Source organism: Agrobacterium sp. ES01 (genome assembly GCF_050320885.1).
In the GTDB taxonomy this organism is placed as follows: Bacteria; Pseudomonadota; Alphaproteobacteria; order Rhizobiales; family Rhizobiaceae; genus Allorhizobium.
Window position 1 is genome coordinate 1009015 of record NZ_JBNQTH010000001.1, and the last position, 17865, is coordinate 1026879.

Annotated in this window: 15 protein-coding genes; 8 read left to right on the plus strand and 7 right to left on the minus strand. The window is 62.1% G+C overall.

All coding sequences use genetic code 11. From position 1 onward, the window contains the following. Positions 1-50 precede the first annotated feature (50 nt). The 3 genes from edd (at position 51) to ACQQ2Q_RS05010 (ending at position 5068) form a co-directional block, all read left to right on the plus strand. Entirely contained in the window at positions 51-1868 is a 1818-nt protein-coding gene (gene edd / locus ACQQ2Q_RS05000) for a phosphogluconate dehydratase (protein WP_428185916.1), read from the plus strand. A gap of 3 nt (positions 1869-1871) precedes the next feature. Further along, the gene (locus ACQQ2Q_RS05005) at positions 1872-3065 is read left to right on the plus strand and encodes a hypothetical protein (RefSeq protein WP_428185917.1); all 1194 of its coding nucleotides are present in this window, start codon (positions 1872-1874) and stop codon (positions 3063-3065) included. 209 nt (positions 3066-3274) lie between these two features. Continuing rightward, positions 3275-5068 carry a methyl-accepting chemotaxis protein gene (locus ACQQ2Q_RS05010; RefSeq protein WP_428185918.1) on the plus strand — a complete coding sequence of 598 codons (1794 nt, stop codon included), beginning with the start codon at positions 3275-3277 and terminating at the stop codon, positions 5066-5068. A gap of 109 nt (positions 5069-5177) precedes the next feature. Here ACQQ2Q_RS05010 and ACQQ2Q_RS05015 read toward each other — a convergent pair whose 3' ends face one another. Next, positions 5178-6404, minus strand: coding sequence for an MFS transporter (locus ACQQ2Q_RS05015; RefSeq protein ID WP_428185919.1), 1227 nt, complete (start codon positions 6402-6404; stop codon positions 5178-5180). A gap of 85 nt (positions 6405-6489) precedes the next feature. On the opposite strand from ACQQ2Q_RS05015, the gene ACQQ2Q_RS05020 reads away from it, so the two are divergent. Continuing rightward, positions 6490-7536 (plus strand): AraC family transcriptional regulator, encoded by a 1047-nt coding sequence (locus tag ACQQ2Q_RS05020; RefSeq protein WP_428185920.1) that lies wholly within the window; start codon positions 6490-6492, stop codon positions 7534-7536. 16 nt (positions 7537-7552) lie between these two features. Here ACQQ2Q_RS05020 and ACQQ2Q_RS05025 read toward each other — a convergent pair whose 3' ends face one another. Then, complete coding sequence (locus ACQQ2Q_RS05025; RefSeq protein ID WP_428185921.1) at positions 7553-8392, minus strand: transcriptional regulator; 840 nt, start codon at positions 8390-8392, stop codon at positions 7553-7555. A gap of 134 nt (positions 8393-8526) precedes the next feature. Here ACQQ2Q_RS05025 and ACQQ2Q_RS05030 point away from each other — a divergent pair, with 134 nt between their 5' ends. Continuing rightward, positions 8527-8757: a DUF2061 domain-containing protein gene (locus ACQQ2Q_RS05030; protein ID WP_428185922.1), complete on the plus strand. Its 231-nt coding sequence runs from the start codon at positions 8527-8529 to the stop codon at positions 8755-8757. Positions 8758-8772: 15 nt separating this feature from the next. On the opposite strand, the gene ACQQ2Q_RS05035 is transcribed toward ACQQ2Q_RS05030, so the two are convergent. Continuing rightward, entirely contained in the window at positions 8773-9735 is a 963-nt protein-coding gene (locus tag ACQQ2Q_RS05035; protein ID WP_428185923.1) for an alpha/beta hydrolase family protein, read from the minus strand. A gap of 200 nt (positions 9736-9935) precedes the next feature. On the opposite strand from ACQQ2Q_RS05035, the gene ACQQ2Q_RS05040 reads away from it, so the two are divergent. The 3 genes from ACQQ2Q_RS05040 (at position 9936) to ACQQ2Q_RS05050 (ending at position 13696) form a co-directional block, all read left to right on the plus strand. Further along, positions 9936-10538, plus strand: a complete 603-nt coding sequence (locus ACQQ2Q_RS05040; RefSeq protein ID WP_428186484.1) for a TetR/AcrR family transcriptional regulator — start codon at positions 9936-9938, stop codon at positions 10536-10538. A gap of 263 nt (positions 10539-10801) precedes the next feature. Then, positions 10802-11719, plus strand: coding sequence for an MYG1 family protein (locus tag ACQQ2Q_RS05045; protein ID WP_428185924.1), 918 nt, complete (start codon positions 10802-10804; stop codon positions 11717-11719). A gap of 678 nt (positions 11720-12397) precedes the next feature. After that, positions 12398-13696: a PQQ-dependent sugar dehydrogenase gene (locus ACQQ2Q_RS05050; RefSeq protein WP_428185925.1), complete on the plus strand. Its 1299-nt coding sequence runs from the start codon at positions 12398-12400 to the stop codon at positions 13694-13696. A gap of 94 nt (positions 13697-13790) precedes the next feature. On the opposite strand, the gene ACQQ2Q_RS05055 is transcribed toward ACQQ2Q_RS05050, so the two are convergent. The 4 genes from ACQQ2Q_RS05055 to ACQQ2Q_RS05070 form a co-directional block, all read right to left on the minus strand. After that, positions 13791-15098, minus strand: coding sequence for a DUF2778 domain-containing protein (locus ACQQ2Q_RS05055; protein WP_428185926.1), 1308 nt, complete (start codon positions 15096-15098; stop codon positions 13791-13793). Positions 15099-15373: 275 nt separating this feature from the next. Beyond that, positions 15374-16078, minus strand: a complete 705-nt coding sequence (locus tag ACQQ2Q_RS05060) for an SDR family oxidoreductase (protein ID WP_428185927.1) — start codon at positions 16076-16078, stop codon at positions 15374-15376. A gap of 153 nt (positions 16079-16231) precedes the next feature. Next, positions 16232-16588: a hypothetical protein gene (locus ACQQ2Q_RS05065; RefSeq protein ID WP_428186485.1), complete on the minus strand. Its 357-nt coding sequence runs from the start codon at positions 16586-16588 to the stop codon at positions 16232-16234. Between the two features lie 184 nt (positions 16589-16772). Continuing rightward, positions 16773-17864, minus strand: coding sequence for an ABC transporter ATP-binding protein (locus ACQQ2Q_RS05070; protein WP_428185928.1), 1092 nt, complete (start codon positions 17862-17864; stop codon positions 16773-16775). Position 17865 lies beyond the last annotated feature (1 nt).

The window sequence follows — 17865 nt, forward strand, 5'->3', positions numbered from 1 at the left end:
GCATAGTGGCGCCCTTCCCAGGCGCCTGCGCCCCGACAGGAGGATTTGTCATGACCGCCAATGCCCAGATCGAAGCCATCACAAAGCGCATCGTCGAACGCTCGAAACCCAGCCGCGAGACCTATCTCGACCGGGTGCGGGCGCAGATCACCAAGGGCGTGCATCGCTCCACGCTCTCTTGCGGCAACCTCGCGCACGGCTTTGCCGTCTGTTCCCCCGCCGAGAAGACGGCGCTGTCCGGCGACACCGTCCCCAATCTCGGCATCATCACCTCCTATAACGACATGCTGTCGGCCCACCAGCCGTTCGAGACCTTTCCAGCCCTGATCCGTGCCGCAGCCCATGAAGCCGGCGGCGTGGCGCAGGTCGCAGGCGGCGTTCCGGCCATGTGCGATGGCGTGACCCAGGGCCAGCCGGGCATGGAACTGTCGCTGTTTTCACGCGATGTCATTGCCATGGCAGCCGCCGTCGGCCTCAGCCACAACATGTTCGACGCAGCCGTCTTCCTGGGCGTTTGCGACAAGATCGTACCGGGGCTTACCATCGCCGCCCTCACTTTCGGTCACCTGCCGACGGTGTTCATCCCGGCCGGCCCGATGACCTCGGGCCTGCCCAATGACGAAAAGACCCGCATTCGCCAGCTCTTTGCCGAGGGCAAGGTCGGGCGTGAGGAATTGCTGGAAGCCGAATCCAAGTCCTATCACGGCCCGGGCACCTGCACCTTCTATGGCACCGCCAATTCCAACCAGATGCTGATGGAAATCATGGGCCTGCATATGCCGGGCGCTTCCTTCATCAATCCCGGCACCCCGCTTCGCGATGCGCTGACCAAGGAAGCGACCAAACGGGCGCTTGCCATCACCGCCCTTGGCAACGAGTTCACCCCCGTTGGCGAAATGATCGACGAGCGTTCGATCGTCAACGGCGTGGTCGGTCTGCATGCCACCGGCGGCTCGACCAATCACACCCTGCATCTGGTCGCCATGGCGCGCGCTGCCGGCATCCAGCTCACCTGGCAGGATATTTCCGATCTGTCGGATACCGTGCCGCTGCTGGCCCGCGTCTATCCCAACGGCCTTGCCGATGTGAACCATTTCCACGCCGCCGGCGGCATGGGCTATCTGATCAAGCAGCTGTTGAAGGCAGGCTATCTGCATGACGATGTGCGCACCGTCTTCGGTCAGGGACTGGAAGCCTATGCCATCGAGCCGCGCCTTGGCGCCGATGGCAATGTCGTGCGTGAGGCTGCCGCCGAAGACAGTGCCGATCCAAAGGTCCTGGCCCGTGCAGAAGCACCGTTCCAGCCAACCGGCGGGTTAAAAATGCTGACCGGCAATGTCGGCCGCGCCGTGATCAAGATCTCGGCGGTCAAGCCGGAGCGCCATGTGATCACCGCACCGGCCATGATCTTCCACGATCAGGAGGAATTGCAGGCCGCCTTCAAGGCCGGCAAGCTCGACCGCGACTTCATCGCCGTCGTTCGCTTCCAGGGTCCCAAGGCCAATGGCATGCCGGAACTGCACCGCCTGACCACGCCGCTCGGCATTCTCCAGGATCGGGGCCACAAGGTCGCACTTCTGACCGATGGCCGCATGTCGGGTGCCTCCGGCAAGGTGCCGGCTGCAATCCACCTGACACCGGAAGCCGTCGATGGCGGCCCGATTGCCCGTATTCAGGAAGGCGACATGATCACGCTCGATGCCCATGCCGGCACAATCGAACTTCTGCTCGATGCCGCCGAATTTGCAGCCCGCAGCCCGGCCACACCGGATCTCACCCACAACACCTTCGGCATGGGCCGCGAACTGTTCGAACCCTTCCGCCAGGTGGCCGGCCCCGCCGATCTCGGCGCCAGCGTTCTTTACTGATCCATGCTGCTCAACGGGGCGCTGATCCTCATCGCCCTGGTTGCGGGTGCGTTATTGCTGTGGCCCCGGCTTTCCGGGGCAAAGCTGTGGCAGGCGACGATCACGCCGCTTGCCTCCATCATCGGCAGCGGTTTTCTCGTGTTGGGGCCAATCCTCAACGATGCCTATGGCTATTACGCGCCGCTGGTGATGGCAGCGCTGTGCGCCACGGCCTATCTATTCGGCTGGGCCATTCGCTACAATATCGCGGCCATCGAGACCGATGAGAGCCGCACGGCGCTGGAAACCCGTCTGGAGCGTATCGCCTCCTGGGTGCTGTCCTTCGCCTATGTGATCTCGGTCAGTTATTACCTCAACCTGTTCGGTGCCTTTGGCGTCAGCCTGACACCCTTCGACGGGCCGGACAACGCCCGGCTGCTGACAACGGCGATGCTGCTTCTCATTCTGTGCGTCGGCTGGCTCTGGGGCTTCAAGGCGCTGGAGCGGATGGAACAGGTCTCCGTCGGCATCAAGCTTGCGGTCATTGCCGCGCTGCTGGCCGGTCTTGCCTGGTATTTCTACGACCGCACGACCGCGGGCGCGCTGCAAATCAACCCGCCCGGCAAGACCGGCTGGAACGGGATTGCGCTCGCCTTCGGCCTGATTGTCACGGTTCAGGGTTTCGAGACCGCGCGCTATCTCGGTTCCACCTATGAACCTCGGATTCGCATCCGCGCCATGCGGCTGTCCCAGTGGCTGTCGGCCGCCATCTACATGATCTATATCGTTCTGCTCTCCTATGTGTTTCGCGCGGGCCAATTCAAGCTCGACGAAACGGCCATCATCGACATGATGGCCGTGGTGGCCCCGGTCCTTCCGGGGCTGCTGGTGCTCGCCGCCCTCAGCGCCCAGTTCAGTGCGGCGGTTGCCGATACCAGTGGCGCCGGCGGACTGATGGAGGAGGAAAGCGGCGGGCGCATTCCGCAGCGCTTCGCCTATCTGGCCCTGGTCACCATCGGTATCCTGCTGACCTGGGTGTTCAACGTGTTCGAGATTGTCAGCTACGCCTCACGCGCCTTTGCACTCTATTACGCGATACAATCGGCCATTGCCGCGGCGGCGGCGCAACGACGCAGCCATCGCGTGCGTGCGGTAACCTTTCTGGCGCTGGCCCTGCTCGGTACGGCGATTTTCGTTTTCGGACAGCCGGCTGAGTAGCTGAAAGAGCTGAGCGGCCTTTCCATCGCTCCTTGATCGTGTTTTCGCGCGGTACGCGATTGCATAAGCCATTTACACTTTAGCAATGGTGAATGAATAGAATCGAATCATATCGGGTGTTTTCGAACGACCGTCGCAGGCCCGCCCGGCTTGCGACAACGCCAGGAAGCCCGGCGATGGTTGCACTCTCTCCTGTAAGGTATCAAGGCATGTTCGGACTTTCGAAAAACTACGCAAAAGAACGCCTTGAGGCGTTGGATACAATCTGCGCCAATATCATGATCGCGGATCCCCAGCTCAATATCACCTATATGAATGATGCGGTGAGCGATCTCCTGAAGGAAGCGGAATCGGACCTGAAGAAGGCCCTGCCGCGCTTCGAGCATGCCAAGCTGGTCGGCAGCAATATCGACATCTTTCACAAGAACCCGTCGCACCAACGCAACATGCTGGCCAAGCTGCAGACGACCCATAAAGCCACCATCTCGGTCGGCACCCGCATGTTCGACCTGATCGTCACTCCGCTCAAGGATGGCAACAAGGTCACCGGCTTCGTCGTCGAATGGACGGATGCACGGACACGCATGCAAAACCTCGACTATCAGAACCAGATGGAAGCCATCAGTCGCGTGCAGGGCATCATTTCCTTCACGCCGGATGGCGAAATTCTCGATGCCAACCAGAATTTCTGCGATTCTCTCGGCTACCGGTTGGACGAGATCAAGGGCAAGCACCACAGCATGCTGGTCGACAAGGCCTATGCCGGATCGCCGGACTATCAGGAATTCTGGCGCCAGCTGCGCGCCGGAAAGTTCCAGGCCGCCGAATTCGTGCGCTACGGCAAGGCCAACAAGAAGATCGTCATCAACGCCTCCTACAACCCGATCATGAACGACAAGGGGCAGGTCGAAAAGGTGGTGAAGTTTGCGACCGATGTGACCGAGCGCGTGCATGCCGTCGACACCATTGGCGACGCGCTGATGAAGATGGCCAAGGGCGACATTTCCTTCACCATCGACAAGGCTTTCGCACCCGATTTCGAGACCCTGCGCACCAACCTCAACGAGGCGGTCAGCCAGCTCAACAACACATTGTCGGCCGTTGCCTATTCGACCGACCAGATCGATGGCGGCTCGCGCGAAATCAGCCGCGGTGCCGAGGATCTCTCCAAGCGGACGGAACAACAGGCCGCATCGCTGGAAGAAACGGCAGCCGCCCTCGACCAGATCACCGTCAACGTCAAGAATGCCTCAAGCCGTGCGGAAGAAGCCCGCGCTGCCTCGGCCACCGCCGATGCCAGCGCCACCCATTCCGGCCAGATCGTCACCGACGCCATGGGCGCCATGTCGCGCATCGAGGCATCGTCGGGACAGATCTCCAACATTATCGGTGTGATCGACGAAATCGCCTTCCAGACCAACCTCCTGGCGCTCAATGCCGGCGTGGAAGCGGCGCGTGCCGGTGAAGCCGGCAAGGGTTTCGCAGTCGTTGCCCAGGAAGTGCGGGAACTCGCCCAGCGCTCGGCCCAGGCCGCCAAGGAGATCAAGGAACTGATCCGCAATTCTTCCGAAGAAGTGAAGAGCGGCGTGCAGCTGGTCAGCGAGACCGGCGAGGCGCTGAAAGCCATTCAGCAGAATATCATGGTGGTCAACGAGCATATGCAGTCGATTGCCAGCTCGTCCAAGGAACAGTCGACAGGCCTTGCCGAGGTCAACTCGGCCGTCAACCAGATGGACCAGACAACCCAGCAAAACGCCGCCATGGTGGAAGAATCGACCGCCGCCAGTGCTGCCCTTGCCCAGGAAACGGCGCAGCTGCGCGAGCTCGTCTCCCGCTTCCAGCTGGGTGGAACGGCCAAGGCCGGCGGTCATGCCGCCCAGCGCCCGGCACCGGCTGCATCCGCTGCAGCGCCCAGATCGGCACCGGCCGCTGCCAAATCGCGTCCGGCACCGGCTTTCAACGGCAATGCCGCGGTCAAGCAGGACGAGTGGGAAGAGTTCTAGGACCCGTCCCGGCAGCCCTGCGCCCCAAGGGGTGAGCGCTGACACCGAAACATCTCGTCGGCCATGGCAGAGTGATCCCTGCCATGGCCGATCTCTTTGATGGGAAAGGTTAAGCCGTCACCGGCGCCGAGGCCCGCATGCGCACGCCCAGCATGACGCTGATGGCCGCGATCAGCAGAACGATACCGCTGGCTGCAATCGTGCCGGTGCCGCCGACCATGTCGAAGATGACCCCGCCGAAACCGGCACCCATTGCGATTGCAAGCTGGATGGAGGCGACGAACAGGCCACCGGCGCTTTCGGCTTCATCCGGCACGGTGCGGGCAAGCCAGCTCGACCAGGCCACCGGTACGCCACCAAACAGCAGGCCCCACAGCACCACGGCCAGAATATCCGACAGCGGATGGGCACCGACCGCGCCCATGGCAAGCGCCAGGCTTCCCATCAGAAGCGGCACGACGATCAGCGTCAGGCGCAGGCTTTTCTGCACCAGTCGGCCGCCGAGAAACGTGCCGAGGAAATTGGCGAGACCGAAGCCCAGAAGAATGGTCGAAATGGCCTCGACGGAAAATCCGCTGCCACCTTCCATATAGGCGCGCAGATAGGTGAAGAACATGAAGTGGCCGGCAAATACCAGAAGCACGGCCAGCATGCCAAGCCCGATACCGGGGCGCATCACCACATCGATCATGGTGCGCAAACGCGTGGCACCGGCGGGCCTCATGCTGGGCAGCTGACGCCATTGCACCGCTATGGTCGCCATGCCCAGACCGGCCGCCAGAATGAAGACGGTTCGCCAGCCGAGCATTTCACCGAGATAGCTGCCAACCGGCGCGGCAAGAACGGTTGCCGCCGACACGCCGCTCATCAGGATGGCGAGCGCCTTCGGCACCAGCGCCGGTGGAACCAGCCGCATGGTGATGGCGGTCGACATGGTCCAGAAGCCGCCAAGGCCAATGCCCAGAAGCACGCGACCGACCAGCAGCATGGGCAGGCCGACGGCAAAGGCCACCATCAGGTTGGAGATGATCAGGAAGAGCGAAAAGACCATCATCAGATGGCGGCGGTCCATGCGTCGCGCCGCCGCCGTGATCAGCAGGCTGGTCAGGAAGCCGAACAGTGCCGTCGTGGTGACCGCCTGTCCGGCGGCCCCCTCGGTCACGCCGAGATCGGTCGCGATTGGCGTCAGAAGGCTGGCGGGCAGGAATTCGGCGGTCACAAGGCCGAAGACGCCGAGGGTCATGGAGGCAACGGCACCCCAGGCGGGTGTCTGCGGTCGTGTCTGCCCGGCAGGCTGTGCCGGGTGTTCAGACATATCGTTGGTCACGGAAGTCATGGGTGGTCCTTTGGAGGAGGAGGGAGGAGGATCGGCTGTGACACTAGGCTTTACTCTCCGGACGATCCATGCCACAAAATCCGCCATGCTTGATCGAACGTCCGAAACATCCGTCTCCCGTCCCGCCCCGGCGGCCCTTCCTGTGGCCGGCGCTGCGGTCACCGCCATGCCCGTCGCCGGCGATCTGGTCAGCGAATTGCTGATGGGCATGCGTCTGGTCGGTATCGACTACCGGCGCATCGAACTCGACGCCCCGTTTCGCTATTCCTTCGGCGATGGCGACAACCGGGCCAAATTCGTCTTCGTCGCACGCGGCGGCATCTCCATGCGCGCGCCCGGCGGCACATTGCACCGATTGGGCAGCGGCGATGTCGCGCTTCTGCCACGCGGCGGGCTGCATGTCATCAGCTCTTCCGAGGATGTCGCGCAACCGTGCCGCGATCTCTCCACGCTCAATGCATCGCCGCTTTGCCGGATGGTGAGCGAGATCAAGGCCTGCGACGAGCGCGCAACGCCTCGCCAAGAGCGCACGCTGCTGTTTTCGGCCTGCATGGATTTCGACCTTGGCAGCATGCATCCGCTGGTGGGCATGATGCCCGAAGTGATGCGGGTGGACACGCTGACGGATCGTTATCCGGAAGTGCTGCCGATGCTGGAGGCCATGGCACGCGAGGCTGAATGCGCGCGCGCCGGGTCTGCTGGCATCCTGTCGAGGCTTGCCGATGTGGTGGCGGCCTGCATTGTCCGGGCCTGGGTGGAATGCGGCTGCGGCGATGCCAGCGGCTGGATTGCCGCCCTTCGCGATCCGCGGCTCGGACGTGTGCTTCTGGCCCTGCACCGCGATCCCGGTCGCAACTGGACGCTGGCCGATCTCGCCCGCGAAATGGGCGCCTCGCGTTCGGTCTTTGCCGAGCGGTTTCTGGCTGTCACCGGCGTGACGCCGCTGCGATACCTCACCGAAATGCGCATGCGGCTTGCGGCCGAATGGATGTCGCAGGATGCCATGCCGATCGAAAGCGTCGCCCTGAAGCTCGGTTACGGCTCCCTTCCCGCCTTCAGCCGCGCCTTCAAGCGCGTGACCGGCTACCCCCCAAGCCGCACGCCGGTTGCCGCCGCTTCGCCTGCGATATAAGCGGTCCGAAAAACCGTCAGATCATTGCCGCAATCACGTCGGCTGCGGCCCGGGCATCGGTCTCGCTGTCGCGCACCAGCTGGTCGAAATGGTCGGTCAGCGCGCTGATCTGGCGCCTCTCGCGATAGACCATGTAATAGCGGCCGATATAGACGGCGGCGAGCAACGGTCCGAAAATCGTCACCGGCGCCGAGAACACCACCTTGCTATCGTAGAGATAAAGCCTCAGCGACGGATAGCGCTCGCGGCACACGCTCGTCATATGCTCGATCTGTTCGCGCCGCGCATCCTCGGGCAATCCGCGCCAGTAGCCTTCGCCGCGCGCCAGCGATTCCACCAGCTCGCGCGAGGCGCAGATCTCGTAGTCGGATCCCGGCGTGTTCAGCCAGTCGCTGCGATAGCGGGTGGTCAGTATCGCCTGCTGGGGGGTCTTGTCGCGAAAGGCGGCATATTCGAATTCGAGGACGGCATCGGTCTTGAGGATATCGGGCAGAGTGGCCGGCACATGGCGGATCTTGTAGCCGGCGGCTTCACGGTGCCAGGCATCGATCTGCGCATCGGCAAAGGTGCGTTCGGCCTCCGTGATGCGCAGCGAGATCTCCAGAAGGTCGGCCGCCGTCTCGCGTCGGTCGGTCAGGCCCAGCAGCCAGTCGCTGCTGACCCTCAGTGCTGCGGCACATTCGGCGGCCAGATGCGCATTGGGCAGCCGCGCATCGTCGTCATCCCCCAGAAGCTGGGCGATCGTGGAGCGATCCACACCCGCCTGCCGGGCCAGCGCACTGCGGGAAATCTCCGCCCGCCTCATTGCTTCATCAAGTCGGGTGCGAAACAGGTCCGCGCGATCTCTTTTATCCATGGTTCATTTAATCAGCATATGTGAGAAAAAATCAACGGATGTGCCGATTAAATTTATTAGTTCATAATATCGGTGGGTGCGGGGCGGCTGTTAGACAGCGGGCAGATGCAACGCAACGAGACGCAAAGGACCCCATGGAAACGACTGCCCGCACCATCATCAAGGCCCTCACCTGGCAACTCCTCGGCATCGCCACCATGACGGCGTTGACCTATGGCCAGACCGGCTCGCTGATCACCGCGCTCACCCTTGCGCTCAGCGCCTCTGCCACCGGCTTCATCTTCTATTTCCTGCATGAGAAGGTCTGGAATGCCGTTCGCTGGGGCCGACGGCTGACTGGAACGGGGGCTGAGGGAACCGGCTGACCGGTCCCCATCGCCTTACTTTTCGTCAACAGTGCCAAGACCGGCGGTCTGGCGAAGCGCCGCGCAGGCCTCGGCCCAGGCCTTGTCGTCCACATCGAGTGCGGTCCGCAGCCAGGCAAGCGTCATACGTTGCGTGGTCGCCAGACGATCGGGATCTTCATCATCGGTCTCCTTGGCGTCATAACCGGCAATGCCGCCCAGCCCATGGCCACCGCCCTCCAGCCGCAACAGCGCCTTGTGCCCTTTGCTCAGATGGTAGGCATCCGCATACCAGTCGGCGCCCCTGCTGTTGAGATGCGTGCCATTATCGGCGTTGCCCACCACGACCAATGCCGGCGTGTCCATGGTCGAAAAATCAGGATTGAGCGCCGAATAGTTCTCCTTGGCAAAGTCGCTCAGATCCGCACCATTGCCGGGTGCGGCCAGAAGAATGCCGGCCTTGTAGCGGCGATCGCGAAGGTCGACGTCCACCGCAGTCCGGTCCTTGGGATCGGTCAGCCGCGCCCCCAGGATCATGCCGGCGGTCTGCCCGCCCATGGAATGGCCCACAACGGCCAGCCGGGTCCTGTCCATCCGCCCTTTCAACCCCGGAACCGACGCCTCTATGGCGTCGAGCTGATCGGCGATATCGCTCAGATCCTTGACGCGTGAACGCCAGAACAGCGGACCACCCGGTGCGTCGGCGGGCGTGGCATAGACGCGGGTGCTGATATGGCTTGGCTGAATGACGACAAAACCATGGGCCGCCCAGAAATTGGCGACCGGCCCGTAGCCATCCATGGAGGCGACATAAAACGAGGGGCCCATGCCATGGGAGAGCACGATCACCGGCAGGCTGTCGCCGGACATGGGCGCAGATACCCGCATTTCCAGGTCGCGACCGCGCCCCGGTGCCGGCAGGGTCACCGGAGCGATGGAAATGACAGGCACGGCATTTGGCAGCGGCAATGGAGCCGCCTTCTTGATCAGGGAATTCATGACTCTTTCGTCCTTGATTGTGTCGCCTTCGCCCCTGGCCTGGATGCGTCGGCGCGACCATGTCTATTGCGGTAGGCAGCGCTGCCCATCCGTGTTAAAGCGTAAACGGAACCGTGATCCATATATACGGAACAGTGTTCCATTTATCAAGGGAGCTTGTCATGACCGGCACTGACGAGAGATCTGCGCCCGACGCGCCTATGCAAGATGCAGAGACTGAAACGTCCGCAAATGGCCTTGCGCCGCGTCCGGTCCGCGCCGATGCCAAGCGCAATCTGGATGGGCTTTTGCAGGCAGCGATGGAGGTCTTTGCCGTCTCCGGCGTCGATGCGCCGGTGCGGGAGATCGCCAGCAAGGCCGGCGTCGGCGTCGGCACGCTCTACCGCCACTTCCCGCAACGCTCCGACCTGATCAAGGCCGCGTTGCGGCGTGAAATCGATGCCTGTGCCGATGCCGCCCCGGTGCTTTCCAAGGCCCATGCGCCCGCGGACGCGCTGAAATTGTGGATGCAACGCTTCGTCGACTTCCTTGCCGCAAAACGCGGCCTTGCCGATGCCCTCCACTCCGGCGATCCCGCCTATGCCGCGCTTCCGCAATATTTCGACCAGCGTCTGCGCCCGGCACTCGATGCGCTGCTGGATGCCGCCATCACAGCGGGCGAGATCGATCCCTCCGTCAGCGGCTCAGACCTGATCCAGGCCACCGCCAGACTGACCTCGGGTGCCGGTGCCGATACCGCTTGCCAGGCCAAGCGCATGGTGGGCCTTCTGGTCGATGGCATGCGCTACGGTGCAAACGGCTGACGTTACAAGTAAGGCTTGCAGGCGCGCCCCTGTCTCCCCCACCCCGTCATTGCTGCGCTCGCCATTGGAACCCGGCCGGCAAGCGTCCGCGCGGTAAAAGCCGCGCCTCCCGATGCTGCGGTCTGCAGCCCTTCACTTTCGTCTGAGCTAATCTGCGTCATCGCCCCTCCGCCTCGATCATCAAGGCTTGAGGTGATCGCCGTCAAAGGGTATCTGGTTGCGACCCAGGACATCCCGTCTCCAACCAACAAGGCTCTCCCGCTATGAACCCCACCCATCTCGTGACGCATTCCGGTGGCTTTCATGCGGACGAATTGCTGTCCAGCGTCATTCTGACCCGGCTTTATCCCGATGCGCAGATCGTGCGCAGCCGCGCGCCGGAGTGGATCACGCCGGGCCAAGACCGTATCATCTACGATGTCGGCGGTGCCTATGATGCAGCGGCGCAGATCTTCGATCACCATCAGCGCGGCGCACCGCTTCGCGACGATGGCCAGCCCTACAGTTCCTTCGGCCTCATCTGGAAGCATTACGGCCATGCCTACCTTGCCGCTTGCGGTCTTCCCGAAGCCCATGTCGACACCGTCCATGCCGGTTTCGACAGCGATTTCGTGCTGCCGATCGATCTTCTCGACAATGGCGCGATCAGCCCGTCGGTTGCCGGTCCCCTGTCGGATCTGACGCTTCCTGCCCTGCTGGAAACGCTCAAGCCGGTCTTCGACGAGCGCGACCCCGATGCCACCGACCGTGCCTTTCATGCAGCCCTTGCGATCGCCCGCAGCTTCGTGGAAGCCAGCATTGCCCGCAAGGCATCGAAACTGCGCGCCGAAGGCATGGTTCTGGATGCCATCGCCCGTGCCGGCGACAGCCGCGTGCTGGAACTGCCGATGGGCATGCCCTTCCGCTCAGCCGTGGTCAAGGCCGGTGCCGATCACCTGCTATTTGTCGTTCACCCGCGCGACAATGACTGGTGCGTGACGGGCATCCGCAAATCGGAAGACAGTTTTGCCCAGCGCGCCGACCTTCCCGCCGCCTGGGCAGGCCTCACCAATGGCGCGCTCGAAGCCGCCTCAGGCGTCAAAGGCGCCACCTTCTGTCACAACGCCCTCTTCATCGCCGCCGCCAAAACACGCGAAGCGGCCCTGGCCATGGCAGACATCGCGGTCGCCGAAGCGCAGTAAAGGGCAATCGGCAGCGCCTCTGCCTTCTGCCTTCTGCCTTCTGCCTGGCGCAGCGCCGCGCCGCGCCCGGCGATGCCGGTTTCGCGCGCGCCCCTGAAAACCTGCGGAAACTGTGGAAGAAAAACGCCGATTTCCCAATGTTTTCAACGAAACCATGCTCAATTTATCCACACCCTCCAAACCTGTGCGATAATGACAGTGTTCCGCCGCGGATACACTGACAGGCGTGTCAGCGAGGTGGAGCCGGCGCTTGTGGGTTGAGAGGGACGCAATCTCCATCCATCAGGGGCTTGAGGCGTGGGAGCCTTGGCGGCGGGTGCAACACCGTCGTCCTTTAAAACCCGGCAGGGCGTCTGACACGCGCCAGATCTGCCGGACGAGGCATCGGGTTGAGCCGATGTCAGCGCCCACCGAAGATGCCTCTTGCAAAAACCGCCGAACGGGGCGCCGAAAGGTGCCATTTTTAACCTACTCAATCACGGCAGCTTCCGGCGCCCCGTCCGCCATCGACATGGATGGCATGATTGAGTTCTCATCAAGCGGAGGGTTTCGGCCCGGCCGGGGTTTTGACGCGTGGTTTTTTGGCGCGCACAGCAGCCGGGAAAAGCCGGCGCGGTGAATTCCAACCGTCACCGTGTTCAGATAAGGTGCCGGCCACGAATACAAGAGGAGAACTGAATGTCCGAGCTATATGCCCGCCTCGTCGCCTTGATCGGCGCGGCGATGATCGTAATCCGGCGCTTCAACAAGCCGGCGGAGGTGCCGGCCATCGGCGGTGCGCCCATCATTCCCGAGGCCAAATCCCAAGGCCCGTTGCCGACCCTGAAAATGCCGACGGCCAAAGGCTGGGAGAATGGCCGGCTTCCGGTCGCCGCCCCCGGTCTCAAGGTCAATGCGCTGGCCATGGGGCTCAAACATCCGCGCTGGATGCATGTGCTGCCCAATGGCGATGTGCTGGTATCGGAGGCGCTGGGACTGTCGGACAAGCCAAAGTCGCCCTTCGACTACGCCATGCAGGCGACCATGCGGCGCGCGGCGGCCCTTGGCGAAAGCGCCAATCGCATCACGCTGCTGCGCGATGCCGATGGCGATGGTGTCGCCGAGGTGCAGACCGTCTACCGGGACAAGCTGCACCACCCCTTCGGCATGGCGATGCTCGATGACACACTCTATATCGGCAACACCGATGCGCTGGTGGCCTTTCCCTATGTCGCGGGCGCAACCAAGCTGGAGGGCGAGGGCCGCAAGCTTGCCGACTACAAGCCGGCCGGCCACTGGACCCGCTCGATCCTGCCCAGCAAGGACGGCCGCTATCTCTATGTCGGCGTCGGTTCGCTCTCCAACATCGGCGACAACGGCTTGGAGGCCGAGGAAGGCCGCGCTGCCATCCATGTGCATGACCGCCAGACCGGCGAAAACCGCATCTTCGCATCGGGCCTGCGCAACCCTGTGGGCCTCGCCTTCGAGCCCTCCACCGATGTGTTGTGGACCGTGGTCAACGAGCGTGACGGTATCGGCGACGAGACACCGCCGGATTACATGACATCGGTGGTCGATGGCGGCTTCTACGGCTGGCCTTATTGCTACTGGGGCCAGACGGTCGACGATCGCGTCCCGCAGGACCCGGCCATGGTCGCCAAGGCCATCCGCCCGGATTATGCGCTGGGCGGTCATACCGCATCGCTCGGTCTCTGCTGGATGCCGGCCGGCACGCTTCCCGGCTTCGATCAGGGCGGCATGGTCATTGGCCAGCACGGCTCGTGGAACCGCTCCACGCTTGCCGGCTACCGGGTGATCTTCGTGCCGTTCGAAAACGGCAAGCCATCGGGCGAACCGCGCATCATCCTCAATGGCTTCCTCTCCGACGACGAGAAGTATTCCTATGGCCGCCCCGTGGGCGTTACCATCGGTCCGGACGGGTCGCTGCTGGTTGCCGACGATGTCGGCAATGCCATCTGGAGGGTGACCGGCGCCTGAGGCGAACCGGACCGAACACACCAATAAAAAACGCCCCGTGCCGGCTTCGGCCACGGGGCGTTTCAACGATCGGCGAGGAGCGCGCCGCCTTCCGTCAGAGCATGGCCATATAGGCGGGAAGTTCCTTCATGCTCGGCACCACGATGATCTTGCTGACCTGCCCGCGCTTGAAGGCGTTCAGGAACTTCTTGTAATCGGCAAAGGCAATGCAGCCGGCGGAATCGCCGGGGATGCGGCGAAGGTAAGAATGGGTGAGGAAGCCGTTGCGGCCATACATCTTGGCATCGCCGACCGGTGTCATGCGGATGGCTTCCACGCCGTGGAACAGCGATTCACGCATGCGCAGCGAATAGACATTGGGCGGTGTGGAGCCACGGCCGCTGACATGCACATATTTCGGCGTGTCCTTGGTCGGACCGCGACCGGAATGGGCTTCCAGCCTCTCGCCATTGGGCATGATCACCACCTGATTGGTGATATCATAGATGGCGATCTTGCTGCCCGGTCCGGGCAGATCCTTGCTGCCGCCGCCGAACCAGGAGAACAGGGTCTTCTTCTCCGGCTTGTCCGGCTTGGCATAGGCAGTCTTCGGCTGTTGCTTGATGGCCGGTGGCTCGATGGTGGTCTTGGCAATCGAGGGCAATTCCGGGCGGAATGTCGGCAGCGGAATATCGTCATCGGGAAGCAGGATACCCGCTTCGGCCTCATCCTGACCGGACAGAACATCGGCAAAGGGATCATTGGCCTCGGCCAGCGCCTCGCGAGCGCTCGGAGCAGAGGCATAGGCCAGCGCAGCGCCGGGTGCAATCGCGCCGGTGGTCACGTCGTCGGCGTCGGTCTGGGCCGATGCCAGGACCTGAAGCTGGCGCTTGTATTCCTTGCGCTGGCTCGACAGTTCCTCGGCCAGCGCCAGACGGACGGCACGCTGCTTGACCGAGTTCGTCAGCGCATCGCGCAGAAGGGCAACCTTGCTCTCATCTTCCAGCGCACTTGGACGCTCCAGCCGTTGCGACTTGTCGACGGCTGCGTAATCGAGCGAGCCCGGAAGCACCGCGACGATCGGATCGTCCATGGCCGTGATGGCACTGATCATGCGCTCGTTGAAGGCTTCACGCGAATCTGCGGAATAGTGACGGCGCACTCTCTGATGCTTGTCTGCATCCTTTGCATCGGCATCCGGATCGAATAGCGCAATCTGGATGCCCGCGTCATCGTCGCTGCCCAGACCCGGCGTGGTGCGCAGGGCCGAAAAGGCGCTGACCCCGCCGCCGACCACCAGAACAGCCGCCAGACCCGCGCCAATCAGGCCCGCGCCTCTCGCTCCATGTCTGTTCTTCGGTCGAATTGCAGTCGCTTCGGCAACGGCTGAACCGTTGCGCTTGTACTCTGTCGAGGACGCCATACTATTACTCGTTACCAGACACAAAAATCTGCCGGTGGCTTCCAGGGAAGCCTCACAGCTCGTGTTCATCCGGTCACCCAATCCCTTCAGCCCCCACAGGCTTAATGCAGATAAGAAATACCGGACAGGCAAACTCTGAAGAAACTTGGTAACCAGAAGGTTTACGCGTCCGATAAAATATCATCGCATGGAAATTTGGCGGTAACGCGGCACCACCATGACGGGTATTATTGGCGTAGTTGGCAAGGCGAAGCTGCTGAATTGTTTAGGTTATCCTAAACAGACCGCATGAGGCCGCCATCGACACGAATATTCTGCCCGGTGATATAGCCGGCACCCTCCGACGCCAGGAAGGCAATCGTGGCGGCAATTTCGTCGGCTGAACCGTATCGCTTCATGGGAACAGAATCGCGGCGCTCTTCGCTCATGGGAAGGCTGTCTATCCAGCCGGGCAGCACATTGTTCATGCGCACATTGTCGGCAGCATAGCGGTCGGCAAAAAGTTTGGTGAAGGCGGCAAGGCCGGCGCGAAAGACACCCGAGGTCGGGAACATGGCGCTCGGCTCGAACGCCCAGGCGGTGGAAATATTGATGATGGCGCCACGCTTCTGCTCGACCATGATCGGGGCGACCAGACGCGAGGGGCGGATGGCATTCATGAGATAGACATCCATGCCGGTGTGCCAGTCGTCGTCGGTCAGCTCGAGGACCGGCTTCTTGGGACCATGACCGGCGCTGTTGACCAGAACATCCACCCTGCCCCATGTCTTCATGGTCATGTCGACCAGGCGCTTGAGGTCATCATTCGACTGGTTGGAACCGGTGACGCCGATGCCGCCCAATTCGCCGGCCAATGCCTCGCCCTTGCCGGAGGACGACAGAATTGCGACCTTGAACCCTTCCGCTGCAAGCTTCCTGGCTGCTGCTGCACCCATACCACTGCCGCCGGCAGTGACGATGGCGACCTTGTATTCCGACATGCAAAATTCTCCTTGTCCAATATCGGAGAAGGATTGGCTGTCGGCGGAAAAATGTCCAGAGAAAGAAGACGTCATCTCAGACCCAATTGGGTCGACATGCGTTGACGGATCAGGCGAGCCGCAACCGGGCTCGCCTCGTCAGTCATGTTTCGCTTACCAGGAGCGGACGTCGAGCACCTTGTCCTTGTGGGCAGGATGCGTGGAGAAGATGAAGATACGATCCAGTTCCTTCTGCGTCATCAAACGGAGAAAGCGGACCTCGACGGTATTGTTGGTATAGGTCTTCATCAACAGGCAGCCGACCTTGGAAATACGGGCGTCTGGAATATCGAGATAAAACTGCTGGGGAAGATTATATTGCGTGAGCATTCCCAGAATGGCACCGCTCATGGAAATACGAAGGACATCTGCCCGGCGCGATGCCATATGCATCACACCCTTCTCCGTATATTCGATGCGTGCCGCGTTCATCGTATCCTCCATGGGGAACCGGGCTTCCCGGTCGTACATGAAGGATTCCTCCCGCTGAAGATAAGTGGTTCTTGGTGCTGCGGACATTTCTTACCTGCTTCTTGTTATCAACACAGGCGCAGAATAACGGCCGAGACTTAACAGAAAGTGAGATTCCACTCACAACTATTGATAGGCTGACGTAACGGCAGTCATCGTGGTTAACAAAGAACCAAAAGCGACTTCAGCGTCCCAAATAGGTACGCCCGTTGTCATCGAACAGATGAAGCTTCTCAGGATCGGCGACAAAACGCAGCGTCTCGCCCTTGCTGACATCGACCACGCCCGGCAGCTTGATGACCACCGGCTCGTCTTCGACAGGCCCTTCGACATAGAGAAGAGTGACTTCGCCCAACTGCTCGGCAATCGAGACCTTGCCTTCGAACAGATACGTGTCTCCCGTCGTCATGGACAGGTCTTCCGGACGCACGCCGAAGCTTGCGGTCTTGCCCTTCTCTGCTGCCTGCGTTGGAATGTGAACCGTCACGCGGCTGCCGTCGCGAAGACTGATGACGGTGTTGTCGCCGGTCTCCTCGATCTTGCCCGGCATGATGTTCATGGCCGGTGAGCCGATGAACTGCGCCACGAACAGGTTGGCGGGACGCTCATAGAGTTCGAGCGGCGGGCCGACCTGTTCGATACGGCCAGCCGACAACACCACGATGCGATCCGCCAGCGTCATGGCCTCCACCTGGTCATGGGTCACATAGATCATCGTGGTGTCGGCCATCTGCTCGTTGAGCTTGGCGATCTCGATACGGGTGGCAACGCGTAGAGCCGCGTCCAGGTTGGAGAGCGGCTCGTCGAAGAGGAAGACCTTGGGGTCGCGGCAGATGGCACGGCCAATGGCCACGCGCTGGCGCTGTCCGCCGGACAGGGCCTTGGGCAGACGGTCGAGATAGGGCTCGAGCTGAAGGATGGAGGCTGCCGAGGTGACACGGCGGTCGATCTCTTCCTTGCTCTCTCCGGCAATCCGCATGCCGAAGGCCATGTTGTCATAGACCGTCATATGCGGGTAGAGCGCATAGGACTGGAAGACCATGGCGATGCCGCGCTTGGATGGCGGCACGTCATTGACCTGGATCCCGTCGATCCACATCTCGCCGCCGGTGATATCCTCAAGGCCTGCGATCATGCGCAGCAGCGTGGACTTGCCACAGCCCGACGGGCCAACGAAGACGATGAACTCGCCCTGCTGGATCTCCAGGTCGATGCCGTGAATGACCTTCACCTGTCCATAGGACTTGCGGATGTCTTTCAGTACGAGGCCCGTCATT

What these genes read in the sequence shown, in the direction of transcription:
- ACQQ2Q_RS05025 (WP_428185921.1), bottom strand. Translation starts at nt 8,392, where the DNA reads ATGGATAAAAGAGATCGCGCGGACCTGTTTCGCACCCGACTTGATGAA.
- ACQQ2Q_RS05030 (WP_428185922.1), top strand. Translation starts at nt 8,527, where the DNA reads ATGGAAACGACTGCCCGCACCATCATCAAGGCCCTCACCTGGCAACTC.
- ACQQ2Q_RS05010 (WP_428185918.1), top strand. Translation starts at nt 3,275, where the DNA reads ATGTTCGGACTTTCGAAAAACTACGCAAAAGAACGCCTTGAGGCGTTG.
- ACQQ2Q_RS05070 (WP_428185928.1), bottom strand. Translation starts at nt 17,864, where the DNA reads ATGACGGGCCTCGTACTGAAAGACATCCGCAAGTCCTATGGACAGGTG.
- ACQQ2Q_RS05035 (WP_428185923.1), bottom strand. Translation starts at nt 9,735, where the DNA reads ATGAATTCCCTGATCAAGAAGGCGGCTCCATTGCCGCTGCCAAATGCC.
- ACQQ2Q_RS05020 (WP_428185920.1), top strand. Translation starts at nt 6,490, where the DNA reads ATGCTTGATCGAACGTCCGAAACATCCGTCTCCCGTCCCGCCCCGGCG.
- ACQQ2Q_RS05015 (WP_428185919.1), bottom strand. Translation starts at nt 6,404, where the DNA reads ATGACTTCCGTGACCAACGATATGTCTGAACACCCGGCACAGCCTGCC.
- ACQQ2Q_RS05055 (WP_428185926.1), bottom strand. Translation starts at nt 15,098, where the DNA reads ATGGCGTCCTCGACAGAGTACAAGCGCAACGGTTCAGCCGTTGCCGAA.
- edd (WP_428185916.1), top strand. Translation starts at nt 51, where the DNA reads ATGACCGCCAATGCCCAGATCGAAGCCATCACAAAGCGCATCGTCGAA.
- ACQQ2Q_RS05040 (WP_428186484.1), top strand. Translation starts at nt 9,936, where the DNA reads ATGCAAGATGCAGAGACTGAAACGTCCGCAAATGGCCTTGCGCCGCGT.
- ACQQ2Q_RS05005 (WP_428185917.1), top strand. Translation starts at nt 1,872, where the DNA reads ATGCTGCTCAACGGGGCGCTGATCCTCATCGCCCTGGTTGCGGGTGCG.
- ACQQ2Q_RS05050 (WP_428185925.1), top strand. Translation starts at nt 12,398, where the DNA reads ATGTCCGAGCTATATGCCCGCCTCGTCGCCTTGATCGGCGCGGCGATG.
- ACQQ2Q_RS05060 (WP_428185927.1), bottom strand. Translation starts at nt 16,078, where the DNA reads ATGTCGGAATACAAGGTCGCCATCGTCACTGCCGGCGGCAGTGGTATG.
- ACQQ2Q_RS05065 (WP_428186485.1), bottom strand. Translation starts at nt 16,588, where the DNA reads ATGTACGACCGGGAAGCCCGGTTCCCCATGGAGGATACGATGAACGCG.
- ACQQ2Q_RS05045 (WP_428185924.1), top strand. Translation starts at nt 10,802, where the DNA reads ATGAACCCCACCCATCTCGTGACGCATTCCGGTGGCTTTCATGCGGAC.